Origin of the sequence: Sphingomonas radicis, from assembly GCF_051400635.1 — a bacterium.
GTDB lineage: Bacteria > Pseudomonadota > Alphaproteobacteria > Sphingomonadales > Sphingomonadaceae > Sphingomonas.
This window is the reverse complement of record NZ_JBLFFG010000001.1, coordinates 366,573-384,482: the sequence shown is the minus strand read 5'-3', so window position 1 is coordinate 384,482 and position 17,910 is coordinate 366,573. Positions and strand designations below refer to the sequence as shown.

General features: G+C 64.9%; 10 protein-coding genes. All 10 read left to right on the top strand.

Translation table 11 applies throughout. From position 1 onward, the window contains the following. Position 1 precedes the first annotated feature (1 nt). Positions 2 to 2,809 (top strand): hypothetical protein, encoded by a 2,808-nt coding sequence (locus tag ACMGDH_RS01660; protein ID WP_436826181.1) that lies wholly within the window; start codon positions 2 to 4, stop codon positions 2,807 to 2,809. Continuing rightward, entirely contained in the window at positions 2,809 to 3,861 is a 1,053-nt protein-coding gene (locus tag ACMGDH_RS01655) for a DUF3892 domain-containing protein (protein WP_436826180.1), read from the top strand. Before ACMGDH_RS01660 ends, ACMGDH_RS01655 begins: the two co-directional genes overlap by 1 nt. Further along, positions 3,858 to 5,378: a hypothetical protein gene (locus ACMGDH_RS01650; RefSeq protein WP_436826179.1), complete on the top strand. Its 1,521-nt coding sequence runs from the start codon at positions 3,858 to 3,860 to the stop codon at positions 5,376 to 5,378. Before ACMGDH_RS01655 ends, ACMGDH_RS01650 begins: the two co-directional genes overlap by 4 nt. Further along, positions 5,339 to 7,438, top strand: coding sequence for an ATP-binding protein (locus ACMGDH_RS01645; RefSeq protein WP_436826178.1), 2,100 nt, complete (start codon positions 5,339 to 5,341; stop codon positions 7,436 to 7,438). Before ACMGDH_RS01650 ends, ACMGDH_RS01645 begins: the two co-directional genes overlap by 40 nt. Further along, positions 7,435 to 11,304 (top strand): translocation/assembly module TamB domain-containing protein, encoded by a 3,870-nt coding sequence (locus ACMGDH_RS01640; protein ID WP_436826177.1) that lies wholly within the window; start codon positions 7,435 to 7,437, stop codon positions 11,302 to 11,304. The genes ACMGDH_RS01645 and ACMGDH_RS01640 overlap by 4 nt, the downstream gene beginning before the upstream one ends. Before the next feature lie 251 nt (positions 11,305 to 11,555). Beyond that, entirely contained in the window at positions 11,556 to 12,911 is a 1,356-nt protein-coding gene (locus ACMGDH_RS01635) for an O-antigen ligase family protein (protein WP_436826176.1), read from the top strand. A gap of 202 nt (positions 12,912 to 13,113) precedes the next feature. Beyond that, positions 13,114 to 13,677, top strand: a complete 564-nt coding sequence (locus tag ACMGDH_RS01630; RefSeq protein WP_436826175.1) for a polysaccharide biosynthesis/export family protein — start codon at positions 13,114 to 13,116, stop codon at positions 13,675 to 13,677. A gap of 16 nt (positions 13,678 to 13,693) precedes the next feature. Beyond that, positions 13,694 to 15,871, top strand: a complete 2,178-nt coding sequence (locus tag ACMGDH_RS01625; RefSeq protein ID WP_436826174.1) for a GumC family protein — start codon at positions 13,694 to 13,696, stop codon at positions 15,869 to 15,871. Next, positions 15,843 to 17,027 (top strand): hypothetical protein, encoded by a 1,185-nt coding sequence (locus ACMGDH_RS01620; RefSeq protein ID WP_436826173.1) that lies wholly within the window; start codon positions 15,843 to 15,845, stop codon positions 17,025 to 17,027. The genes ACMGDH_RS01625 and ACMGDH_RS01620 overlap by 29 nt, the downstream gene beginning before the upstream one ends. 12 nt (positions 17,028 to 17,039) lie before the next feature. After that, positions 17,040 to 17,780 (top strand): class I SAM-dependent methyltransferase, encoded by a 741-nt coding sequence (locus tag ACMGDH_RS01615; protein WP_436826172.1) that lies wholly within the window; start codon positions 17,040 to 17,042, stop codon positions 17,778 to 17,780. Positions 17,781 to 17,910: the final 130 nt, after the last annotated feature.

Sequence of the window (17,910 nt, the reverse complement as noted above, 5' to 3'; positions counted from 1 at the left end):
TATGGATTGCGATGGTAACGCCTGCGTACCCTGCGGCCTCCACGAGCCGCGCCGGAACGCCTATTTCGACGGCAAGCTGCTGCTCGCGCGCGATTTCGAGGACGAGCAGGTCTATCACATGGCCAAGCGCCAGCTCCTCAACGCGACGCTCCACGGCACCGGCACGATCTGCGGATTGAAGGTCGTCGAGCACCCCTCCGACGGATGCCGCGCCGAGTTCGCGGTGCTCGAAGCCGGCGTCGCACTCGATTGCTGCGGGCAGGAGATCATCGTTCCCACCAAGGTGCCGATCCCGATCGCGCAGCTGCTCGACGCGGATCCCGACCTCGCCGCCGCGCTCGACGGCACGCGCCATCTGTTCATTTCGCTCAAGCGCTGCGACCGGGCGGGCGAGCTCGCGCCGGTGATCCTCGGCGGGTGCGAAGGCGCGGCCGAAGGGGGCAAGCCGGGGCGCATCCTCGAAAGCTATGATTTCCATCTGCTCGCCGCCGATCCCGAGGAATTCGCGCCGGTCGATCACCACCACAAGCCGCGGCTCGACTGGCGCCAGACGCTCACCTTCTCGCAGGCGACTCCAGTGGCGGTGGCGATCGATAACGACGCGCGCTACGCCTATGTCTCCGTCGTCCCCGAAAATGCCGAGGAGTCCGAGGGGGCTACCTCGCGCGTGCTGGTCTACGAACAGCGCAATCACGACATCGTGACTGCGCTCGACGGCCCCGCCGGGCCGATCGATCTCGCGATCTCGCCGGTCGGCGACCAGGTCTTCCTTTCCTTCGCATCGGACGATGGCACCGGAATCGCCGTCTATCGCAAGTCGACGATCCGCTCGGATGCCGATCCGGTCGCGAAGATCACGCGCGAGGGGCCGGTGCGGCTGGTGGTGTCGCCGCGCACCGGGGCACTGTTCGCGCTGCGGCTCGATACCGGCGCGATCACGGCTTGGTCGCAGGAGGCGATCGCCACCTGGCTCGGCGAGGCGACTCCCGATCCGGCCGGACCTGCCGCGCCCGCCGAGACCACGCTCGACGACTGGGACGCGCGCACGCCCGAGGAGACACGCGGCGCGGTCTTCACCATCTCGCCCGACGGGCTGCGGCTGCTGGTGGTCGACGGCAAGGGCGCCGCCGCGGTGCGCCTGGTCGAAGTCGCGCTGCTCTTCGGCGGCGAGCCTGCCGAGCGCACGCTCGGCGGCAATCCGGTGCTCCCCACGTCTTCCGGCGAGCGGCCGGTCGCGGGCAGTTGGAGCCTCGACAGCCGCTATGTCTTCCTGCTCTTCGCTGCGGGCACGGGCGAGGCGCCTCGGACGATCCTGCGCCGCTACGAGCGGATCGAGGCCACCGGGGCGCTGGCGCAGCGCGGGCAGGGCGTCGCGGTGCCGCTCGCGCATGCGCTCGATCTCGCGGTCGCGCCCGGCGAGCGCTGGGCCTATGCGCTGGTCGGCGCGCTCGACAACGAGCGGATCGAAGCCAAGATCGTCGTGCTCGACATGAACCTCGCCCAGGCGGGGCTTCCCACCGATGCGCCCGCCGAGCAGTTCGACGCCGCCGAAGAGCCGCTTCCCGGCGAAGGGCTGTCGCAGCGGCTGACGCTCAACGGGCGGCAGCTCTATGTCGCGCTGGCGGACGAATCGGCGGAGGCGCAGCCCGATCGCGGGCTGGTGGCGGTGATCGAGCCCGACGAGGCGGATTGCGGCGCCCGCTTCCGCGATGCGGTCAACGGCTGCGTGACCTGCATGGACTCTTCGCACCATGTCGTGCTCGCGCATCTGCCCAATTATGTCGCCGCCGATCGGCCGCGGATTCGCGACAAGGACCCGCGCGAGGGCGAAGTCGCGATCGACAACTTCACCTATCGGCCGCTGATCCCCTCGTCGCAGAACCTGCGCGCGGTGATCCAGTGCATCCTCGACGAAGGCGTGGCCGAGGGGCCGCCGGGACCGCGCGGCGATCCGGGCGAGCAGGGGGAGGCGGGAGCGACCGGCCCGCGCGGGCCGGGGATCGAGCAGATCGCCGTCAACACGCTGCCCGCGAACCAGCCCGCCACCGCCACGCTCTCGCCGATCGCGGAAGATCCCGAGGCGGACCTGCTGCTGACGCTCGGCATCCCGCGTGGCGCCAACGGCACAAACGGTACCAACGGCGCGCCGGGGCCGCGCGGACCGGGCATCCAGCAGGTCGCCGTCAACACACTCCCGGCGGGATCGGCCGCGACGGCGGCGCTGACGCCGATCGTCGGTGATGCCGAGGCCGATCTGCTGCTCACTTTGGGCATCCCGCGCGGTGCAGACGGCAGCACGCCCGAGCCCGATCTGGGCCATGTCCTCGCGCTCAGCTGGCGCCACAACCAGCCGATCTCGCCCTCCGAATTCGCCGAGCTGATGGAAAAGGTCGGGATCGCCATCGGCTTCGACCGGCCGGTCCGCGCCGACACGCTACTGCACAGCAAGTTCGGGATGGACTTCAGTCTGGTGTTCGAGCTGCTCACCCGGCTCAACGACAACGACAATTGCCTGTGCCCGGTGCGCTTGCCGGTGGAACTGCTCGCCGATTTCACCGTGGAGGACGATGTGATCGTCGATGCGGTGCCCGCCGACGGCGAGGAGTTCGTGCGCGGAATCCGGATCGCGCCCACGTCCGACCTCTTCATCATGGACGTCGCCCGCGTCCTGCTGCGCTGCGACTTCGTGCTCGACGACAAGGACCAGGCGATCGACGGCAATTTTCTGGGCGGCGTGCTGCCGAGCGGCGACGGGGTCGCAGGCGGGCTGTTCGAGAGTTGGTTCTGGATGCTGCGGGAGGATCGCTGATGCCCGCATCCATCTACCAGCGGCGCCCGAACGGGCTGGACCGGCCGCGCTACTTCGACCGTCAGCTCCTGATCGCCGACGATCTCGCGCTCGAGCAGGGCTTTGCCGATCACCGGCTCGCGCTGCTGGCGCGCAGCACGCTCGGCTGGGGCGTGGCGGCAGGGCTCCGGCTCACGATCAGCCCCGAAAGCCAGCCTTCCGCGGCGGCCGGCGGCAGCGATCTGATGGTGAGCCCGGGGTTCGGCCTCACACCACTCGGCCATCAGGTCTATCTCACCCAGCAGCTGGTGTTCGAGGACGTCGCCGCCATCATCCGCGCGACCTGCCGCGAGACGATCGACTGCCGCGACGTCGACGGCTCGGTTCGCGAAGCTGCCGCAGTCGCGTCGGCATCGATCTTCGCATGGATCGTCGCTCGGCCTGCCGAGGTGGAGGGCGGGCCGCGCCCGGCAATGCCCGTCGGCTGCGGCCACTCCGGCAATTCGATGCATCCCAGCCGGCGTTGCGGGGGCGTGCGCGTCGAAGTCGTATGCGCGATTCCGCCGCCGCATTGCGATCCCGATCCCGATCTCGACGCACTGCACGAGATGGTCTGCGGCCCCTGGGGACCGCCGCTTCCCCCGGAATATTCGGTCGAGGCCGATCTGGTGGTGCTAGGCACCGTGGAAGTGGTCCCGGAGGGCGTATTCGCCACGCCACGCAACCGCCGCATCATTCCCCGGCTCGATCGACTGGGCGAAATGGTCTGCGCGCTGCACGATATGCCGACACGGTACGTCACGCATATCCGCCCCGACGAAACCGACAGCGATCGATCGATCGACATGCTGGCCGGGTTCGACAGCGACGGGACACGCTTCATCGAGACGCTGGGCGAGGCGGTCGCCAATGTGGAAGCGGGCGTGACCTATCGCACGGCGGCTGCGTCCGTCACCGGGCGAAAGCTCCGCAAGCGCACACGCGCGCGCAGGAAATATCTCCAGACCGAAGGGGACGGGCTGCCGCCGAACAATCTGGAATCGCTGCCCACCATCGGCGAGCCGCGGAGATGAGCGCGGCGGCGCGCGACCGGCTGACGCTTGGCGCAGTCGAAGCGCGCTGCCAGCTCGTTGGCGCCGCCGCTGACGCGCTTCCGGTGCGGAACAGGCTTGAACGCATCTCGCGCGAGGATCTGCCGAGGGCCATTGCCGAAGCGATCCGCGGTCGGCTCGGCAGCGAAGGGGAAGTCGTGCGGATCGATCGGATCGAGCTCGATCTGGTGCTGACGCGCGAGGCGTTCGAAAGCGCGGCCATGCCGCGGCTGTGGGGCGAACGCATCGCGGCGGCGGTTGCCGCGGCGCTTGCCCGCACCGGCCATCCCGGCGTCGTGCGCTTCCCCGGTGATCCCGAATATGTCGCTGCCTATCTCGAGCGGCGCTTCGAAGTCGTGCCGCACCCCGCCTTCGCCTTCGTCGAGTTCGTAGCACTGGATCACGTTTCGCCCTCCTGGGCCGCTGCCGAACTGCTCGCGGCGCGGCCGGGGTATCTGCCTGCGCTGTCGCGCTGGGGTTTCGGCATGCGCGACCCGGTCTGGCTGGCGCGGCGAATCGAGGCGACGCACTGCGCGCGAATATTGGATGCACTGGCACCCGATCCGGTGACGCCCGGCGCGTCGGCGGCCGGATTGGTCCGCGAGCTTCTCGCAGCGGCGCCCCCCGGATGGCGCGCGCTTCGCCCGCCGGCCGCGGCGCTGGCGCTCGTGCTGGCGAGCCTGGCACCTTCGGACGGTGAAGGCGAGCCCGCGTTTCAGCAGCGTGCCACCGCCGCACGCGCATTGGCGGCATTCGCGCATATCGCCGACACCGCACCCGAGCTGCTCGACCTCCTCAGCGTGGGGGAGCTCGACGGCGTCGAGATCCTCCCGCTCGTGAGCATGGGGCGGCGCGAAGCGGCCTTCGCGCAACGATTCTTCTCGGGCCGCAGGGGACGCCGTCTGGCGGCAGTTGCGTCCGCGGTGCTCGGCGTGCGCCCGCCCGGTAGCGTCTCAGCCGAAAGCCCGAGCCCGGTAAAAAGCAAACAGCCGCCGCGAGCGCAGGTCGTGCGGCTTGAATCGCCCTTTGCCGGTCTCGCGCTCCTGCTCCCCACGATGCGGGCGCTTTCGCTCGACTTGCGTCTAACCCCCGGCCAAGCGCGCGCGGTTGTGCTCGCTGTGCTCGATCCACCCCCGCGGAACGAGAGCCAGGCAGAGGCGCTCGTCGATCTTCTGCTGCCCTTTCCGATCGAACCCGAACTGCCGCCTTTGCCCCCGATCCGACCCGAAGATGGGGCCGGCGCCACCCCCGAAGAGTGGGCTGCGCATCTGCTCGCCGAGTTTGCCGAGCGGCTGCCGGGTCTCAAGGGGAGCAGCGCGGCTTATCTGCGGCGGCAGTTCCTTCACATCGGCGGTGCGCTCGAGCTCGAGCCAGCGTGGCTCACCGTCAGGCTAGTGCGTCCGCCGCTGGCCATCGTCCTCACCATAGCGGGGCTGGTGGGCGAGCTTGGATCGCTGCCATGGCGTCCTGCGCATCGTCTTCGGGTGCTGATGCCGTGAAGGATGCGGCGCATCTCGAACAGGCGCTCGGCGCGCTGGCACTGCGGCTCAGGCGGGAGGTCGAGGTGATGCGCGCGCTGCGGGCATCCGGCCGGCGCGAACAGTTCCTGGGTCTCGTCCTCGGTGAGGAAGATGCGGCGATGCTCTGCGACGAGATCGCCGGGCGGATCGGCATCGGGCGCGAAGACGGGCTCGACGCCGAGGTCGGGAGAGCCGAGCGTGCAGTGCACGAGGCGCGCGCTTCGGACCCGGAGCTGATGATCAACCGGCTGGCGCGCTGCTTCGGCCTCGATCCGCTCGCGCAGGACCTGCTGATCCTGGCGGCGGCGCCCGCGATCGATCCGCGCTTCGGGCTGATCTACGGCTTCCTGGCCGACGACATGGCGCGCCGCTCGCTCACGCCGTCGCTCGCGCAGCGGATCCTTGCGGACCGTGGCGTCGGCCTGCTCGCGCTGCGCGCCGCCTGCGCGAGCGACGGTCCGTTGCGGCGCCACGCGCTGCTTTCGCCCGAGGACGGCGATCGGCCGCTGATGGCGAACGGCCTCCACTGCGAGGAACGGCTTCTCGATCTGCTGATGGGCCGCGAGCGTTCCGATCCCGCGCTGGCGCCGTGGATCGCATTCGATACGGCGAACGATGCAATCGCCGAAGCCTATCCTGCAGCCCAGGCTCCGCTCGAAAACTGCATCGCGCTGGTCGAGGCGAGCGACGGCGACGCCGGGCTCTGGGCGCTCGCCCTCGCGCAACGTGCGGGCGCGGGCGTCGCGCGGCTCGATTGGCTGCGCTGGCAGGCCGTGCCCGAGACCGCCGTAAAGGTGCGGCTTGCGCGCGCGCTTCGCGAGGCGCGGCTGGCGGGAGCGGTGCCGCTGCTGCACGGCTGGGACAAGGCGCCCGCGAGCGTGCGGGTTGCCGCCGCCGCGCTCTTGGCGCCGCCGTGCATCCTCACCGGAAGCGGCGAGATCTGGAACCAGGCGGGGCTCGCTGTGATCGGGCGGGAAGCTCGCGCAGTCCCGGTTGCTGCGCGCACTGCCGCCTGGTCGCTCGCGATCGAGCGTGGCGGCCCCATAGCCGACGAGCGGCTTGCCCATGCGCTCGCCGAAACCTTCGCGCTTCGTTTCGAGGAGATGCCGGCGCTCGTCCGGCAGGCGATGAGCGGCGAGGAACCCTTCGACCATGCCCTGTGCGCCGCCGCGCGGCGGCGCGCGGGCCATGCGCTCGCCGATCTTGCCGAACGCATCGAGACCAGCCGGGGGTTCGAGGCGCTGGTGCTGCCGCCGCAGCCGATGGCGGCACTTTCGAATCTGGTCGAGAGCCGCGTCACCGGGCCGCGGGTGGTCGGCGAATGGGGGCTGGGCGCCGCCTATGGCCGCCGTCCCGGGCTGGTCGCATTGTTCGTCGGGCCGCCGGGCACGGGCAAGACCATGGCGGCCGGCGCAGTTGCGCACATGCTCGGGATCGACGTTTACCGTATCGATCTCTCCGGCGTCGTCTCCAAATATATCGGTGAGACCGAACGCAATCTCGAGCTTGTGTTCCAGGCTGCCGAACGCGCCACGGCGGTGCTGTTTTTCGATGAGGCCGATTCGCTCTTCGGCAAGCGTTCCGAGGTGCAGGACGCGCACGATCGCTATGCCAATATCGAAGTCAGCTATCTGCTCCAGCGGATCGAGCGGTTCGACGGCATCGCGATCCTCGCGACCAACCTTCGCCAGAACCTCGACGAGGCATTCCTTCGCCGGATCGACTTCGTCGTCGATTTCCCGGTGCCCGGGCCGGCCGAGCGGCTCCATCTCTGGAGCAAGCTCGCCGGCACCGGCGCGCCGCTTGCCGACGGGGTCGACTTCGCGCTGCTCGCCGAGCGCTACGAGCTGACCGGCGGCGCGATCCGCAATTGCGCGATCGCTGCCGCGCACGCCGCGGCCCGCGACGATCAGCCGATCGCGATGCGGCACCTAGTGGCGGCAGTCGCACGTGAATATCTCAAACAGGGCCAGCCGCTGCGCAAGGCGCTATTCGCCGATCTCCATGCGCTGCCGGGCGGCGGAAAGGCAGTCGGATGACCGAGCCTGCCGTGACGACTGCCCCGCCGGCACCCACCAGGCGCCCGCCCGCTCCCGAACCGGATCCGGCGGTCGAGCGCGCGCCGGGAGCGGAAGCAGCAGGCAATGCCGCGATGTTCGGCCTGCTGGACGACAGCGGCGATTTCGTCGTGGACCTTGGCCCTGCACCCGGCTTTCGCATTCCGGCCGCTCTGCTCCGCGAACGCCGCATCGATCTCGCCGAGCGCGGGCGTGTGCTGCCAGGGCTGGTGTTCGAAAGCGCCACCTTTGCGCCCGCGGATCGCACGCGCATGCTGCGCATCGCCGGGCATTTCGAGATCCCGCACGTCGAATCGAGCGCCTTCACTGTCAATGTGAGCCGCGCCGGCCGCGCCTCGCTCCAGGCGACTGCCAACACCCAGCTTCCCGCACTCGGCAACCCGCGGCTGTCGATCAGCATCGGTGAGGACAAGACACTCACCGCCAGCGCTACGATCGACGCGGCGGACCTCACGCCCGCTTCGCTCCGCCGCAAGCTCACCGTCACCGGCGGCGGCACCATAACGTTGAGCGCGGGCAAGCTCTCCGGATCGGTCAACGCCACGCTCGATTATCCGCGCCTCGGCAGCGGTGCCTTCGATCTCGCTTTCTCCGAAACGGGCAGCCTCTCGGGATCGGGGCATGTCGCGCTCAATTCTCCGTTCCTCGGAGGCGTGCGCGCCGAGCTTGCGGTCACCGAGGCGGGAAGCCTGTCAGGAACGGTCGAGATACCCGCTGCCCGGATTGCGCCGTCGGTGGCGGGGCTGCAGATCGGCGGCGGCACCGTGCGGCTCGCCTATGCTGACGGCGTCACCTCGGGCGCGCTCGACGCGCTCATTCTCAGCTATCCAGGCCTTGGATCGGCGACGATCAACGCGACGATCACCCGCGGGCAATTCGAAGGCAGCGGCGATTTCGCGCTGGCGCTCACCGGTTTCACCGACGTCACCGGCAGCTGGGCCTATCGCGAAGGCGCGCTGACCGGGCAGGTGACGATCAATTCGCGCGATTTTCCGGAAGGCCTGCCGATCCAGTCCGGCACGATCACCGCCACGCTCGGCGCGACCGGCGCAGTGAGCTTCGCGGGATCGGTGCGGGTCATGCTGGGGCCCGCCGGCAACGGCGAACTGCGCGCTGGCTATAACGAGGCGGGGCAAGTCTCGATCGGCGCCACGGTGAACCTCACCGTCCCGGGACTGCAGGGCGCGACCTTCACGATCAACTATGTCGAGGGTCAGCTTTCGGGCTCGGCGGATGTGCCCATCGATCCTTCGCTGCTCCCCGGCATCACCGGCGCGGTGCGCGTCGAATTTCGCGAAGGACTCTGGGCCGGCGAGACCGAGCTCTCCTATTCGGCCGACGACGGCAAACTCTCGGGGACGATCCGCGTCCGCGTCGCACAGACCGAAGAGGGGGCGCTTCAGGTCACGGGCAGCGGCGACGTGACCGCGCAGATCGCCCCGCGGCTCCAGGGGACGCTTCATGCCGAAATCCTGCCCGAGGGCGGCGTCGACGTCTCGGGCAGCATCACCGTCACCGAGCCGCTCGAGCTCTTCCCGGAACTGCGTACCGATCGCGAGCTGTTCCGCTACTCGCAGAATATCCCCCTCTGGGCGATCCTGGTCGCGGTGATCCGGATCCGCGCCGGAATCCGAGCGGGCATCGGCCCGGGCGTATTCCGCAACATCACCGTCGAGGGCTCCTATACGATCGGGCAGGACGGCGAGCCGAGCTTCTCGATCTCGGGCGAGCTGTTCATCCCCGCGTTCGCCGAAGCCTATGTCGCATTCGGCGCGGGGCTGGGGCTCGACGTGGTGCTGGGCTCGCTCACCGGCGGAATCGAAGGCGTCGCCTCGGCGGGCATCTATGGCGCGGTCTCGGTGATTCCGGTGCTCAGCTATACCGACGGTAACTATATGATCGAAGGTACGGCGACGCTCGCGGCCGGCGCGCGCTTCAAGGTCGGGCTCAATGCCTGGGCGGAGGTCGAGGCCTTCTGGGTCACCGTCTGGGAGAACACTTGGCAGCTCGGCGAATGGATGTGGAACATCGGCCCCGATCTCGGGCTCCAGGCGCATATGGCCTATAACTTCTCCAATCCCGCGCCACCCACGATCGAGTTCAACACCAGCGATATAGATACCGGGAGCCTGATCCAGGCGGCGATGCCCGAGGATGGCCCGGCCCCCTCCGGCGCGCGCGAAGCGCTCCAGAACCGCGCCGAATGGCAGGGCCAGCTGCGCCAGCCCGGCCCTGCCGCCGGCACCGTGCCCCCCGAGCTCGCGGCGCAAGCCAACACCTCCGATGCGCCGCCTCCCGCTCCGCCACGGCCTCCCGCGCCGGTCGGCCCGCCTCCGGGCACCCAGCCAGCTCCCGGGGTCGCGCCCGTCGCTTCGCCGAGCGCGGCGGCGGCTGCCGGCGGTCCTCCGGGCGCGCGGCCCACTCCGACACCCGACGCCGCCGCCGATGCCGCGGGGCCGGCCCCCGGGCGTGCGCCCACGCCGGGCTCCGCCGACGCTGCAGCGGTGGCCGCGGCCGGAACCCCGCCGGCTACCCCCGAGCGCGCCGCGCCTGCCGATCAGGTGCCACAGACCAACCAGCCGCGCTTTCCCCAGGCGATCAGCCTGGCGATGCTCGACGAATCGCCGGTGCCGATGCCGCGCACGCCCGAGCAACAGGAGGAGGATGTCGAGGCAGCCAACACGATGGTGGGCCTGATCGAGAATTCGGTGACGGACACCGCCGAGCTCGAAAGCTATTTCCCGCGCATCAAGCGCCGCTTCCAGCTCTCCGCGATCGCGCTCGAGCCTCAGCCGGGCGGCGGCGTGTGTGTCAAGATCGAGGTCAACCCGGTTCGCTACAATCGCGTCGAGGAGCTGCTGCGCGGCGACGATCTCGCCCGCACCGACGGTCTCGCGCTGCGCACCGAAGTCGAGTTCAAGTCCGATACGCTGGGCGGCAGCGCGGTCGGCACGGAAATGGAGGCCCGGCTGCTCGGCCCAGACCATCCTGCCGGCGGCCCGCCTCAGGGGCAGGACGCGCTTATGGGCAAGCTTCCCAGCCGAACGGGAGACGAGGCCACCAACTATATTCGCGGCCATCTGCTCAACGACAATATCGGCGGCCCGGGCCGGGAGCATAACCTGTTTCCGATCACCCAGCAGGCCAACCGGCTGCACGAGAGCCACATCGAAAGCCGCATCAAGAGGTGGGTCAATACGGACCGATACTGGTGCTATTACAAGGTGGTCATCGCGAACGAGCGCGATAATCTCGCGAACGAGCACGGACCCTATTATGTATCGGCGGACATCATCACCACCGCCGCGGTGCTCAAGGTGGGCGGCAGGCGCGACACCCAGCTCGCGAGCAACGGCGTCTCCGCCCGTTCCCATGCGACGATCGTCGCGGACGATCCCCTGCCCAGCGCCGCCACCGCGAACGTCACGATCAACAGCACCTCGCGCGGCGGCGGCTCGACGGTTCCGGTGAATGCGATCAACGAAGCCGGGCTCGCCGGCCATGAGGCGCTGCCAGCAGATGACGCGCGCGAGGTCGCGCTCAGCACGCGCAACCGCGATCGCACCGACGCACTCGATCCGGAGCTCGCCGCATCGGTGCTTAGCGCGATCGGCCGCGGCAGCGAAGCGACCGTGAAGGCAAAGGCGATGGAGGTGCCCGGGGTCGGCGACGGCATGGCCAATGTGCTCATCGCCGCCGCAAAGAACCCTGCCTCGGTTCCCAACATGGATCCCAACACGCTGGGCCTCGTCACACGCCTCAACGATCCTGCTCTGGCCAGAGTCTTGCTCGGCAAGATCAGGAGGATCTGGGCGACGGGAGGTTGAGTCCTCTCGGCTCTCCGGCAACGCTGAGATCGAAGACCGATCCTGGTAGCGTGAAGGGGATAAGCGATGTCGTCCTGATAAAGCGTCACCGTCGACGACGACGTCATGTTGACTGCGTCGAAGCCTCTCGTGGAGGTTGACGAGCAAGCCCGCTCGGATTCGGGCCGGCAAAAAGCCTCTTCCTGAGAAAATGGGTTGGCCCGTGCCGCGGACGTGGTTAAGTCCTTCGCATGCCTGCTCATTGGATTCCCATGCCCGCTCATCGGACACTTCGGACGCTGAGCATTCCAAATCCCTTGCTGATTGTTATAGGCATCTACATCAGTCTTCTGTCGATATTGGGCGGCGGAAATACCGTTCCCGGGCCGACGACGTATTTGCTGATGACCGCGACCTGCCTTTTCGTTGGCGCAGTGATTGTACTCCGTCCGACAACCGCCAACGCGCCGATCAGTGCATATTTGGCTATGGCCCTAATTGTTATTACTCCGCTTCTCCAAATCATCCCGCTTCCCCCTGCTATCTGGCAGGCGCTGCCGGGCAGCGCGCTGCGCGCAGATGTGCTCGCATTGATTGGACAAGCTGATCTATGGCGCCCGTTGAGCCTAGAGCCGTTGTACACCGCTCAAACCTTTGTGATGGCCAGCGGCTTTGCGGCGCTAGTGATCGGATTGCTCGCGCTTAAACTCGCGGATTTCGAGCGGGTATTGATCCTGCTCCTAGGACTAATTTGTGCGGGCATTCTTGTTGGGGTCATACAAGTAGCAACTAATGGTGCCTTTCCTCGCTTCTTCAAACAAGCTCACGACGGTGCATTGATTGGCTTCTTTGCGAACAAGAACCATATGGCGATGGCGATTGCCGCATCACTTCCCCTTGCGAGTGTGCTGTTGCTTGCGTCAAGAAAGAAGAGATATCCTGTACCACGCCTATTTTTCTTCGTGTACTGGACGGTCGCGTTAATCGCTACGCTCGCGACGGCCAGCCGCGCGGGGATAGCGCTTTACCTTATTGCTTCGTTAGCAATTGCACTGTCACTCGCATCTCGAATTAGTATTCGTCATCGTATCCTGATCGCCACGATCGTTATCGTGGTCGGAGCTGTTGTGATTTCCTCATCCCCCTTTCAAACAATGATGGATCGCTTCGATCACATTGGCGACGATAACCGAGTGCTCTTTACACAACGAAGTCTCCCGCTCGTTACGCAATATTGGCCAACTGGAGCGGGTGGGGGAGTATTTGAAGACTTGTTTATCACCTCTGAACCAATTGAATGGGTGAAACCAACGATTATGAACCACGTTCATAATGATTACGTCGAGATGGTAATCGAATATGGCCTGACAGGAGTAATTGCCCTGCTTGTTCTCGCGGTTGTCATCCTGGGTTCTATATGGGAGTTGCGCCGCCTGCATGACCGCCGGGCTGCGGCGATACGCGTGGCCGGTGCAGTCATAATCGCACTCATGGCTCTGCATAGCCTGGTGGACTACCCGTTGCGTCGCCCTGCAACTTTGGCAATCTTCGCCGTCGCAATCGCGATGGTGCTGCGTCGGCCTGACGGTGTGCCAAGCCGGCCGGAGCTGCGCGAGGCAACCCGCTAGCGGCTCTTGCCGGTATGGCTCGCGCCATCTAAGAGGCCGGATCACTCGCCGCATCTTGTAGTACACGGAGCCTGATTTGCGATCGCTCACGATATGCTTTCTGGCCACGCTTATGTGCGTCGGCTGCTCGGGTCGGATTAGCTCCGTTCCGGTCGGGCAGACATCGTTTCCCGCCGACGCCACTCCTGATGGCCCGGCGCCTATGCCGGACTACCGCATCGGACCGCTTGACAAGCTAAATATCGTGGTCTTCGGAGAAGAGGACTTGGGGGGTGAAATTCCTGTTGGGCTAAGCGGCAAAGTTGCAGTGCCGTTGATTGGCGAAGTGCCGGCTCAGGGTCGCACCACCGCCGAACTGGCAGCGGATATCGCTCGGCTACTTAATGAGCGCTACTTGCGCGATGCGTCCGTCTCTGTCTCGGTTCTCGAGACCAAGAACCTGAACTTTACAGTTGACGGCGAGGTAAAGAAGCCAGGAATCTATGATATGCCTGGCCGGATTACGCTAATGCAGGCTGTTGCCTTAGGTGAGGGAACAACCGAGTTTGCAAAGCTCAATGAAGTCGTGATTTTCCGTAGCTTCGAAGGCAAGCGGTATGCCGCGCGCTTCGACCTAAACGACATACGTGCAGCACGTTTTACCGATCCGGAAATCCGGCAGGGAGATGTCGTCGTCGTTGGGTATTCGGGGGCGAAGCGTATATATCGTGATATTTTGACCGCGCTGCCAGGGCTGGCCGGCTTGTTCGTTGCGCTGCGTCAGTGATTGGAAAGCATCAACCGTGAACTCGCACAGCTCCGCTACCGACGCTTTCCACGTAGCGTCCATTGCTAACGCCAAAGAAGCTGCCGCCGGTTTCGATTTGCGTGAAATTTGGGCTGCAATCTACCGGTCGCGCTATTGGATCGGGGTAATCCTCGTCTTGGCTCTTGTGGGCGCAGTCCTGTACACCTTGCTTGCGACACCCTATTTTTCAAGTAGCTCCAGCATTGAGATCCGGCAGGAAGCGGAGAAGGTTCTAGGCACTGAGGCAGATCGCGAAAGTGCCTCGTCCCGCCTCGACACCGAACGTTTTTTGCAAACGCAGCTGGATATTATCCGAAGCCGTGCGGTCGCGACCACGGTTGCCGAGAATTTGGGACTTTTTCGCGGCAACGCGTTCCTGGAAGCAATGAATGCGGACGAAACGGCGCCGAGCCGCATCCTGTCGCAGCAGGAGGCCCATCGGGAAAATATTCTGAAAGTTCTGCGCGACAATGTATCTGTAGAATATACCGGCGACACACGTATCGCTGTTCTGACCTTTACTAGTCCGGATGCTCGAATTGCGGCGCGAGTAGCTAATGGCTATGCCGATGCTTTCATACGCAACAGCTTGGAGCGCCGGGCGAGTAGCTCCAACTACGCCCTCGATTTCCTGCGCAGGCAGCTTGCGGAAGCCCAGGAGCGCCTGCAACAGTCAGAGCGTGCGGCGCTCGACTATGCCCGGCGCACGCGTATCGTCGATGCATCGAATGCGGCGAGTTCAAACAGCCAGACGCAGCCTCAATCGCTTGTCACGGCGCAGCTCGTTCAGCTTAACGAGGCATTTGCGACTGCAACCGCGCAACGAATAGAATCAGAGCAGAAGTGGCGGACAACTGCGGCGTTGCCTCTGCTCAATATTCCCGAAGTTCTATCGAATCCTGCGATCCAGCAGCTCATCAATCAGCGCGCTGAGCTTCAGGCAAAGTATCAGGAACAGTTGACCAACCGACAAGAGGATTATCCTGCGGTCCGCCAGCTTGCGGCACAAATCGGGGAGATAAACGACCAGGTTCGCAGCTTGGCGACGAGCATTCGGGGTTCGATACGCAGCCAGTATGATGCCTCAGTTGCACGTGAGCAGCAGATAGAGGGTAAGCTCGATAGCCTCAAAAATAGTACGCTGTCGGAACAGAACCAATCGATTCAACTATCCATTCTGCGCCGGGAGGCAGATACCAATCGCCAGCAGTATGATGCGCTATTGCGGCGTTATAACGCGCTCAACGCCGAAGCTGGAGTGCAGACTAACAACTTGACCATCGTGGATCGAGCCGAAGTGGCGGAGAGGCCGTCTTGGCCGAAGCTCCCGCTCACCTTCGGCGTCGCCCTGGCGATCGCCGCGTTGGTATCGGCCGCAGCCGTGGTCGGTAGAGAGCAGTTGCTCGACTCGGTGCGTACGCCGCAAGACGTGACGGACCGCCTGGATCTGGCGTTGCTCGGTGCGCTCCCAGTCGCGGACGATCTCAAGCTTGACCTGCAGGACGTGAAGTCGCCGAGTAACGAGGCCATCAATTCCATCCGCGCGAGTCTGGCGCTAGCGACGGCCGCAGGCGTTCCGCGATCGATGATGTTCACGAGTACCCAGGCCGCGGAAGGAAAGTCGAGCACCTGCTATGCTCTTGCCCGCAGTTTCGCCCGCTTGGGTAAGACCGTCATCCTACTCGACATGGATCTGCGGCGGCCTAATGCGCATCATCTCTTCGGTGTAGCCAACGAGGTCGGCGTTACCAGCGTGCTGACTAACCAAGTTAGCCTGGACGAGGCCATTCATAAGACTGATGTCGAGGGCTTGTCACTAATCACCGCCGGCCCCGTCCCGCTCAATCCGTCTGACTTCATCGACGGTTCGGGCGTGCCGGAGTTAATCGAGGAGTTGAAGCGCCGCTATGACATAGTCATGGTTGATTCGGCGCCGGTGCTCGGGTTGGCCGACGCCATCCTGCTTTCCGCGCATGTAGAGGCAATCATATTCGTCATTGAAGCCAATCGTAATTCCATCCGGGGGACGCAGCACGCCATCCACCGAATCGTCGATGCGGGGGGTAGTTTGGTCGGCGCGGTTTTGACGAAGTTTGATCCGGTCAAGCTCGGCTACGGTGGAAGCAGCGACTATGGCTACAACTATGGCTATGAATATTCGTCCCGATCCTAAAGCTGGTAGATGGCCCGTCGGTCGTTGGATCGCCGCGGGCGTCGCCGCGGGCCTGTTGCTGCTCGTAACCGTTGTTTATGTCCGGACGTCGTCCAATATCGCTGCGGTGGCATCAAGCCGGGTAACGCCGCAGGATTCGCCGCAGCTTCACGCCTTGGCGCCAGTCGCCCGGGCAATCATCGCACGCCCGCTACGCCAAGAGTTGGTCAACTTTGCTGTGGTTTATGGCGGCCATGTTAGTGACGAGCGGTGGATATTGTTGCTCCGTCGATTGGGTTGGCGCAGTACCGAAGCGCTCCAGACCATTCTGGCGCACGACATCACGAAGAACAATTTGGCAGGCGCTCTCGATAGTCTGGACGCATTGTTGCGGCGCAGGCAACTCTTTGACGAAGGCAGCTTGGCACTCGGACAGATGGAGAAGCTGGATGAGGGCCGCCCCTATGTGGTGCGCTTGCTCGCCCGCCGACCGCCATGGCGGCGCGATTATCTTCTCATGGCAGGAGATTTGAGGGACCCCCGTGCGGCACTCAGCCGGTATCAGGTGCTGCTCGCACTTCGACGGGGTGGTGATCAGTTGGAGCGCCACGAGGTGGCACCTCTGCTCCCCGCCCTAATCCGCGGCGGCAACCGGGCGGAAGCATGGCATCTGTGGCAACTCTTCGATGCCGCACGAGTTACCTCGCCCGTGAACGACCCGGATTTTCGCGTCATCACCAGTTCCCTTGACGGCGATATTATGTCGGTGCCGTTCGAGTGGCATATCGCGACCGGCCCAGGGTTCTCCGCGGTGCCTTACTTGGACGCCGGAGTTCCGCGCCTCAGCCTGTCCTGGGATGGTCGTGGTGTACCGGTCTTTGCGTCGCAACGTACGTCTGCTCAGCCGGGCATGTATCGTCTCAACGTTACCACGCAGGATTCGCACGCAATCGTCGATCGCCTCCTCGCTTTTCGCTTACGCTGCGATGATGGTTCTGTGGTAGATTTCCGGCTAGAAAGCCCGTCCGGCTCACCAGCATTACGGTACCTATCTGAAGCGCGGGTCCCCTGCGCATTCCCCGAGCTGCAGATCGCCGCGCGGCTACAGGCCAGCCCCTCCTCGTACAACGTGAGCCTGGACCGGATTACCCTTAGCCGACTTCCAGACGCCGGCTAGGGTACTGCGCTCATGTTAGAAAAGTTCAGCAAAGGCAAGCTTCTGGCCAGTCTGCGGCGGGATGCTTTCCTTACCTCCCGACGCGCAGTGCTCTTTCACCCCGCATATTTGATACGTCGGGCGCTTTATAAGGCCGTAAGCCGTGCCGCCCCCGAGTTCCGAGGAGCCATTCTTGATTTTGGCTGTGGCTCAAAGCCATATCGGACGCTGTTCACCAACGTGGAGAGTTATGTCGGGGTCGATATTGCTCAATCGGGTCACGACCATAGCAGCAGCAATGTCGATATATTCTATGACGGACGACATTTACCTTTCGAGGATGGAAAATTCGACGGCGTTGTCGCGTTTGAAGTTTTTGAGCACGTGTTCAATCTGCCCAATATCCTCCGTGAGATCCGCCGCGTGCTGAAGCCCGGTGGACAATTGATGTTCAGTATACCCTTCGCGTGGCCTGAGCACGAACAACCCTATGATTTCGCGCGCTACACAAGTTTCGGTATTGGGCATCTGCTTGAGGAGGCCGGCTATCGCGTGGCGGCGATCGAAAAGACCAATGGAGCAGTCGCTGCGATTGCTCAACTGTGGATCGCTTATATTACCGACCAGGCGCTGCCCAAACTTGGCCCTCTGTCACGGCCGATCCGAACACTGATAGTACCTCTCATGAATATCTCGTCAGTCGCGCTCGCGCGTCTATTGCCGCGCGGTGATGACATTTATTCCAACTTGGTGGTACGCGCGATTCGTAACTGAATTCAGGCTGTGAGCCCTATCCCGGATCGACGGGTTGATGGCCCGAGGGCGGTGCCCCGCAGGAACGCCGATCTGCAAAGTGTCCCTTCAGTCAATGCAACGCCTGACCTTGTGGAACCCGATACAGCAC

Bases quoted from the DNA above. Each gene is read 5' to 3' on its own strand.
- ACMGDH_RS01640 (WP_436826177.1), top strand. From the start codon at position 7,435: ATGACCGAGCCTGCCGTGACGACTGCCCCGCCGGCACCCACCAGGCGC.
- ACMGDH_RS01615 (WP_436826172.1), top strand. From the start codon at position 17,040: ATGTTAGAAAAGTTCAGCAAAGGCAAGCTTCTGGCCAGTCTGCGGCGG.
- ACMGDH_RS01650 (WP_436826179.1), top strand. From the start codon at position 3,858: ATGAGCGCGGCGGCGCGCGACCGGCTGACGCTTGGCGCAGTCGAAGCG.
- ACMGDH_RS01620 (WP_436826173.1), top strand. From the start codon at position 15,843: ATGGCTATGAATATTCGTCCCGATCCTAAAGCTGGTAGATGGCCCGTC.
- ACMGDH_RS01635 (WP_436826176.1), top strand. From the start codon at position 11,556: ATGCCCGCTCATCGGACACTTCGGACGCTGAGCATTCCAAATCCCTTG.
- ACMGDH_RS01645 (WP_436826178.1), top strand. From the start codon at position 5,339: ATGGCGTCCTGCGCATCGTCTTCGGGTGCTGATGCCGTGAAGGATGCG.
- ACMGDH_RS01630 (WP_436826175.1), top strand. From the start codon at position 13,114: ATGCCGGACTACCGCATCGGACCGCTTGACAAGCTAAATATCGTGGTC.
- ACMGDH_RS01660 (WP_436826181.1), top strand. From the start codon at position 2: ATGGATTGCGATGGTAACGCCTGCGTACCCTGCGGCCTCCACGAGCCG.
- ACMGDH_RS01655 (WP_436826180.1), top strand. From the start codon at position 2,809: ATGCCCGCATCCATCTACCAGCGGCGCCCGAACGGGCTGGACCGGCCG.